The following is a 6556-nucleotide window of genomic DNA, read 5'->3' on the forward strand; positions in this document are numbered from 1 at the left end:
TTTACTATTACAACTTACATATATATAATTTTAAAAATAGTTGATAAGGCTTTTAAATGTTAGTATAAAAATGATATAATTATATTATAAAATTAAAATATTTTAGTGTTAAATTTTTAAGGAGGCGTATATTAATATGAATAAGTATAAATTTTTATTTTCAATAATATTTTTATCTTTTATGTTATTAGGATTATCTTTTTATAATAATGCAAAAAATAGACTTAAATTTAAAAAAAATGATTTTATATACGGTATAACTATAAATGATAGTTATGATGAAAATATAGAAATTGATGAAATTGTTAATGCGATAAAAGATATGCCTGTTGTTCCAACTGTTAGAATTGTAATGTCTTATGACATAGAGCCTGAAGAGTATTTAGAAGTATTTAAAAAAATACACAGTGTTGCATATGTTATGGCAGAACCTGTTGATTCATACGTAATGAATAAATACACTAATGTGAAAGATTATATTAAAAGATATGAAAAATCATATGAAATACTTAGTCCTTATGTAGATATTTGGGAAATTGGGAATGAAATAAATGGAGATTGGCTAGGAGATAATCAAAAATTAATTGTAAATAAAATGATAGCAGCCTATAATTTTATTCGTGAAAAAGGAGCAGTAACTGCATTAACTAGTTATTATATAGTACCTGATAAAAATGAAAATAAAATGTTAGATTGGCTTGAAAAACATGTGCCTAAAAATATGAAAGATGGGCTTGATTACTTATTTGTAAGTTATTATGAAGATGATAATAATGGATATAATCCAAATTGGGAAAAAATATTTTTAGAAGTTTCTGAAAGATTTCCTAAACAAAAAATTGGTATTGGAGAATGTGGGATTTCTAACAATAATTCATCATTGGAAGAAAAACTAAAAATAATTAATAAATATTATGGAATGCCTGTATATACTAAAAATTTTGTAGGTGGATATTTTTGGTGGTATTGGGTAGATGACAGTATTCCACATGAAAATAATAGAATATATAATGAAATAAATAATTTATTTTCTAAATTTAATAAATAGTATTGTACTATGCTAAAAAACATGCTAAAATGAGTTAAGATTGTTCCGTATAATCCTTTAAATATGGTAAAGGAGTTTCTACACAAGCACCATAAATGCTTGTACTACGAGAGACCTTTTTTTGGTTTCTTGAACGCTTTTTTTATTTTAAAAAAGAGAAGTACGGAATAAAAAAAAAGGAGGGTCTTAATGGAAAAATTTTTCAAATTAGAAGAACATGGAACTACTGTAAAAACAGAGATTTTTGCAGGTATTACAACATTTTTAACTATGGCATATATTTTAGCCGTAAATGTATCAATTCTAAGTATAGCAGGTATTCCTGCAACAGCGGTATTTTTTGCAACGAGTATATCAGCAGCAGTAGCAACAATATTTATGGGAATATATGCTAATTCACCAATAGCTTTAGCACCAGGTATGGGACTTAATGCATTTTTTACATTTACAGTGGTATTAACACTTGGTTATACTTACCAGGAAGCATTGGCTATGGTATTTATATCAGGAGTAATTTTTTTCATAATCTCATTAGCAGGATTAAGAAAAAGAATAATAGAAAGTATTCCTAGTAGTTTAAAACAATCAATAGGTGCAGGTATAGGGTTTTTCATTGCATTTATTGGATTAGTTAAAATGGGAGTTATAGTAAAGCACCCTGCAACATTAGTAAGTTTAGGTAATTTAAAAAATCCAACAGTAGCATTAGCTATATTAGGATTAATAGTAACAATAATATTACTTAGTTTAGATGTTAAGGCGGCAGTATTTGTAGGGATTTTAATAACAGCAGTTGTAGGAATTATCTTAAATACATTAGGTATAAATAATATGCCACAATTACCAACAAAAATATTTGATTTTAGCTTTGATACTTCAGTTGCTGGAACATTTATTGGAGGATTAAAAAGCATATTAACAAAACTTGAAAGTATAGTAGTAATTTTGACTATGTTATTTGTTGATTTCTTTGATACGGCAGGTACATTAATAGCGGTAACAAATAAAATTGGAGATAATACTGGAAAAGATTATAATATGGATAAAATGTTTTATTCAGATGCTATTGGAACAATAGTTGGTTCAACATTGGGAACTTCAAATGTAACAAGTTATATTGAAGCTGCAAGTGGAGTAGCAGCAGGTGGGAGAACAGGATTAACAGCAGTGGTAACAGGAGCATTATTCTTATTATCAACTATGTTTGCTCCTTTATTATCTATTGTACAAAGTATACAGGTAGGCGAAATATTCTTAGAGCCAGTAGTAGCACCTGCATTAGTAGTAGTTGGAGTTTTAATGGCAACTCAATTATCAAATGTTGATTGGCATGATTTCTCAACAGCAGCAAGTGGATTTGTTACTATAATAATAATGATATTATCTTATTCAATAGCAAATGGTATTGCAGCAGGATTTATAGTTTATGTAATAACTAGAATATTTACAAAAGAATTAAAAGAAATTAAACCAACAGTATGGGTATTGTTTGTAATATTTGTATTACACTTTGCAGCATTTTAATAAATAGATAAGTTCACAATTAATAAGATTGTGGACTTTTTATATTGCAATATTTTTAAAATAGGTTATAATACTTAGGGTGGTGATAAAAATGTTGAAAAAATATAAGAAAATAATGGAAAAAGGAGTTAGTAATGCTTTATGTGAAGCGTTAGATAATATAGTGTTTGTTTATGGTGGTTCTAATTTTCCTGATAAATTGCCACCAGAAGGAAGTAGAAAAGTATATAACTATATTTATGTTTATGACAAAGAATTTAATTTTTTATCTAAACAAAAAGGTAGTATATATGTTGATGGTGGTATAAAAATAAAAGATAAAAATATGCTTTGGTATATATTTGGAAACGGAATATATAAGATATATGAAAATGATTTAAAAGTAGTAGAAGAAAAGGTATTTAATTTAGATTTTGAAATATTATCAGGTTTTGGTTGTATATATAACAATAAATTAATATTTGGCTATGATAAGGTATATGAATATGATATTTTAAAAAATTCATTAAAAGTATTAAATGAAGTAATATTTACACCAAGAAATCAAAGTGTTTATGCAAAACATAAAGATTATCTATATTTATTTGGTGGAGCAACTAATATATCTTTATTAGATTCATATAGATATAGTTTGATAGAAAATAAATGGGAAAAATTAAATGATATACCAACTTCATTTTTAGGTTCAAGTTTTTGTGAATACGACCAAGATAATTTAATTATTATGGGTGGATTTAATAAGGAAGTATTTGATAATGCTGTAATAAATTTATCTAATATAGAATTTAAAATTAATTATTTTAAAACTCCAAGAAAAGATTTTAAATGGAATCAAAATATATATTTATATAATTTTGAAAAAAAGAAATTTAAAATATTAGCAAAAGAAAGCGAAAGTGCAACTTGTGGTTCTAGTTTAATAAAAATTAATGATAGTTTTTATTTAGTAAATGGAGAGGAAAAACCTGGATTTAGAAGCCCTAATGTATTTGAATATAAGTAGAAAATAGCTGAGTTTTGAGACTCAGCTTTTAAATTATATGTTTTTTAAATTTTTTTTACAGTATAAAGATGTTAATACACCTAGTATAGATGAGATAATAAGTATTATATATACACTATCTACAAGGTTATTTTTTATGAAATAATCAAATATTAAACCATATATTATTTGCCCAATAGGTTGTGAAGATACGGCTATTGCTATTAAAATAGCCATTATTTTACCTATAAGATTTTGTGGTGTCTGTATTTGGAAAAATGTAAATGTTTGTATAGTAAAAATTGTAGCCATACTCATTAAGATAAAACTTGAAATATTTATAATAATGTAGGTTACCATATTTGAAATATTTAGATACATTGCAACACCCATAAGTGTAACTCCAAGTGAACAAATAAATAGGAAAATATGGGACTTTTTAAATTCTAAATTTTTTAGTATTGTTGCAGATGAAATTCCGCCCAAAATACTACCCATTGCAAGTATTCCTTGTGCCAGTCCTAATTTTAAATCGTCCATTTTTAAAATTTGTATTATAATAATAGGTATTCCAACAATTAACATTGTTGTAAGGACCATATTAAATAAGGCAACAATAAATCCTATTTTAAAAAATATAGGTTTTTCTTTTTTGGCATATAAATAACTTTCTTTTAAATCATTTTTGGCAGTAACTAGTACACCATCATTTCTTTCTTGTTTTATAAATTCAATTTTGATAAAAATTTCCATAAATGATGATAATGCAAAGCAGATTATGCTTATTATTAGAATTGGAGTAATACCAAAATAAGAAAATAAAATTCCACCAATTATAGGGCCTAGTAAATTTGCAAATGTATTTATTTGATTTATAATAGCATTTGCAGATAAAATATCATTATAATCAACTAATAAAGGAATACTAGCTTGTACAGTAGGTTGATATAAACCTTGTATTCCAAAAAGTATCATAAGTGTAATTGTAAATACTGGAACAATAGAAACACTTTTAAAAAATAATAAAAAAGCTAATATTAATATGGCAGTAAAAAAATCTAACATTACCATAATATTTCTTTTGTTTAGTCTATCTGCTAAAATTCCACCTATTAATGCAAATATGCATAAAGGAATAAATGATATTGAAAATACTGTACTAAAAATAAATGCTGAATTTGTTGCTCTAAGTAAATAAAGTGGCAGAGCAAACCTTAAAATAGCATTACCAAATAAAGATATAATTTGCCCTATTACAACTAATGTAAAATCTTTATTGAATAGAGCCTTTGTTTTTGTTTCCATAGAAACCTCCTTGTATAATATATTTTTTAATCAAACGAACCGTCGGTATTTAAGTAACAGTTTTAAAAACTGCTCTAAAATGAGCAGATTATTTAAATTAGAAAAAAATAATTATTTCTTAATATTTTTTTTATACGAAATCTCTTGTATTTGTTGTTTATATTTAACTAGTAATCCACTAGTATATATTTTTTCACCAGGATTATCTCTTATTTGTTTCCATAAAAAGGATGCAATTAACATCTTATTATTTAATGATTTTGTTTTTTTATCTTTATGAAATTCTTTTAGAAAATTATTCCATTGATATGTTTTATCTTCATCGGTTATTATTTTTTTCTTAGATTTTTGTTTAGAGTTGATATATACTTGTATAAGTTCTTTTACAGTTATATCTAAGTCATTTTCTTTTTCAGCTTTTCGTAATAGAGTAGCCATTTCTTTTGTAAAAGAGAACTTTTTTACATTGAAATAATCACAAAAAAATTTTCTTGCAGTATGGTTAAATTTAAAACCATCTCTTATTAAATGAGTATCAAGTGTAATTTCTTTTAAGGGATTACTTAATCTCTTTTTTGTAACTTTTAACCTAGAATTATATGTTCTTTTACCATTTAAAAAATTGATGATTTGCTCTTGTAATTCAGCCTTAGTTCCATGTGTTGGTAGACCGTGTTTAGCACAAATAGCATGTAGTTCAGTTTTATACCAGTAATGTTTTAAAAATTCTTCTTTACTTAAAGATTTATTAAAATCTGGTCTATTGTTCATGTTATTCACCTTTCTATTGTTTGAATATTTATAACTGAAATATATTTAAATCAAAGTTAATCAATAAAATTTTCTAATGTTTTATCATCAAATAATTCTAAATCTATATTTTTTAATATTTTATTAAAAACTTTAACTCTATTTTGCATATCTTTATGTGTACTAGGCCTTGCAAGTGGATTTAGCCATATATTAGTCAAAATTATTATAAGTTCAGCAAGTTCACTAGGATATTCAAATTTAATTGAGCCATCTTTAATACCTTCTTTTATAACAGGTTCAATAAAATCTGGTGCAATTGTATCATATATTTGTCTTATACTTATTGCCAAAAATCTAGGATTATTAAGTAAATTTGGAGACATACTAAATAGTTTTTCTTTTTCTGTAAATGATTTAATAAACATTTCTCTCAATTTTTCTTTACCATTCATATTTTTTTTATTTATTATCTCTGTTAAAAATATTATATTTTTTTCTCCAATTTTATCACATATTTTTAAAAATATGTCATCTTTTGATTTAAAATGATGATAAATTGCTCCTTTAGATAATTTTGTTTCATCTAATATATCTTGAATTGTTGTATTATCATAACCTTTTTTTATAAATAATTTACTTGCCGTTTCTAATATTAAATTTATAGTTTCTTCTGGGAATTTATTTCTTGCCATAATAACTCCTTTACATACCGTTGGTTTGTATTTATGTTATCACAACTCTTTTACTTTGTCAAATTAAATTTTAATGTTATTTGCCTTCTTTCAAAATAAAAAACCTAGAGAAAAAGATTCCCTAGGTTACGCTCAAATTAAATATATTGATAACGCCCTTTGTCATTTCTAGAATTATACCTTGAAAAAAATTAATGTCAAGATTTTATTGTAGTGTATTTTATTATAGTTGTGTAAAACGTCACATAAAAT

The 6556-nt window shown here is 24.8% G+C and carries 6 protein-coding genes and 1 riboswitch; of the genes, 3 read left to right on the top strand and 3 right to left on the bottom strand.

Annotated elements, in window-relative coordinates:
• Positions 1-136: 136 nt before the first annotated feature.
• From AWT72_RS07610 to AWT72_RS07620, 3 genes are all read left to right on the top strand, one after another.
• On the top strand, positions 137-1048 hold the full coding sequence (locus tag AWT72_RS07610; protein ID WP_067143229.1) for a hypothetical protein: 912 nt from the start codon (positions 137-139) through the stop codon (positions 1046-1048).
• 25 nt (positions 1049-1073) lie between these two features.
• Positions 1074-1175: riboswitch (purine riboswitch) on the top strand.
• A 62-nt stretch (positions 1176-1237) separates the two neighbouring features.
• Entirely contained in the window at positions 1238-2572 is a 1335-nt protein-coding gene (locus AWT72_RS07615) for an NCS2 family permease (protein ID WP_067143231.1), read from the top strand.
• Positions 2573-2663: 91 nt separating this feature from the next.
• Entirely contained in the window at positions 2664-3575 is a 912-nt protein-coding gene (locus AWT72_RS07620) for a tRNA wybutosine-synthesizing protein 4 beta-propeller domain-containing protein (RefSeq protein ID WP_067143234.1), read from the top strand.
• Between the two features lie 33 nt (positions 3576-3608).
• Here the strand turns inward: AWT72_RS07620 and AWT72_RS07625 are convergent, their stop codons facing one another.
• The 3 genes from AWT72_RS07625 to AWT72_RS07635 all read right to left on the bottom strand — a co-directional run bounded on the left by AWT72_RS07625 (position 3609) and on the right by AWT72_RS07635 (position 6304).
• Positions 3609-4859, bottom strand: coding sequence for an MFS transporter (locus AWT72_RS07625; protein WP_067143237.1), 1251 nt, complete (start codon positions 4857-4859; stop codon positions 3609-3611).
• Positions 4860-4970: 111 nt separating this feature from the next.
• Positions 4971-5630 (bottom strand): SAP domain-containing protein, encoded by a 660-nt coding sequence (locus AWT72_RS07630; protein ID WP_067143240.1) that lies wholly within the window; start codon positions 5628-5630, stop codon positions 4971-4973.
• Between the two features lie 56 nt (positions 5631-5686).
• Entirely contained in the window at positions 5687-6304 is a 618-nt protein-coding gene (locus AWT72_RS07635) for a TetR/AcrR family transcriptional regulator (RefSeq protein ID WP_067143243.1), read from the bottom strand.
• Positions 6305-6556: the final 252 nt, after the last annotated feature.

It is taken from the genome of Oceanivirga salmonicida (genome assembly GCF_001517915.1).
In the GTDB taxonomy this organism is placed as follows: Bacteria; Fusobacteriota; Fusobacteriia; order Fusobacteriales; family Leptotrichiaceae; genus Oceanivirga; species Oceanivirga salmonicida.

What these genes read in the sequence shown, in the direction of transcription:
- AWT72_RS07630 (WP_067143240.1), bottom strand. Translation starts at nt 5,630, where the DNA reads ATGAACAATAGACCAGATTTTAATAAATCTTTAAGTAAAGAAGAATTT.
- AWT72_RS07615 (WP_067143231.1), top strand. Translation starts at nt 1,238, where the DNA reads ATGGAAAAATTTTTCAAATTAGAAGAACATGGAACTACTGTAAAAACA.
- AWT72_RS07635 (WP_067143243.1), bottom strand. Translation starts at nt 6,304, where the DNA reads ATGGCAAGAAATAAATTCCCAGAAGAAACTATAAATTTAATATTAGAA.
- AWT72_RS07620 (WP_067143234.1), top strand. Translation starts at nt 2,664, where the DNA reads ATGTTGAAAAAATATAAGAAAATAATGGAAAAAGGAGTTAGTAATGCT.
- AWT72_RS07610 (WP_067143229.1), top strand. Translation starts at nt 137, where the DNA reads ATGAATAAGTATAAATTTTTATTTTCAATAATATTTTTATCTTTTATG.
- AWT72_RS07625 (WP_067143237.1), bottom strand. Translation starts at nt 4,859, where the DNA reads ATGGAAACAAAAACAAAGGCTCTATTCAATAAAGATTTTACATTAGTT.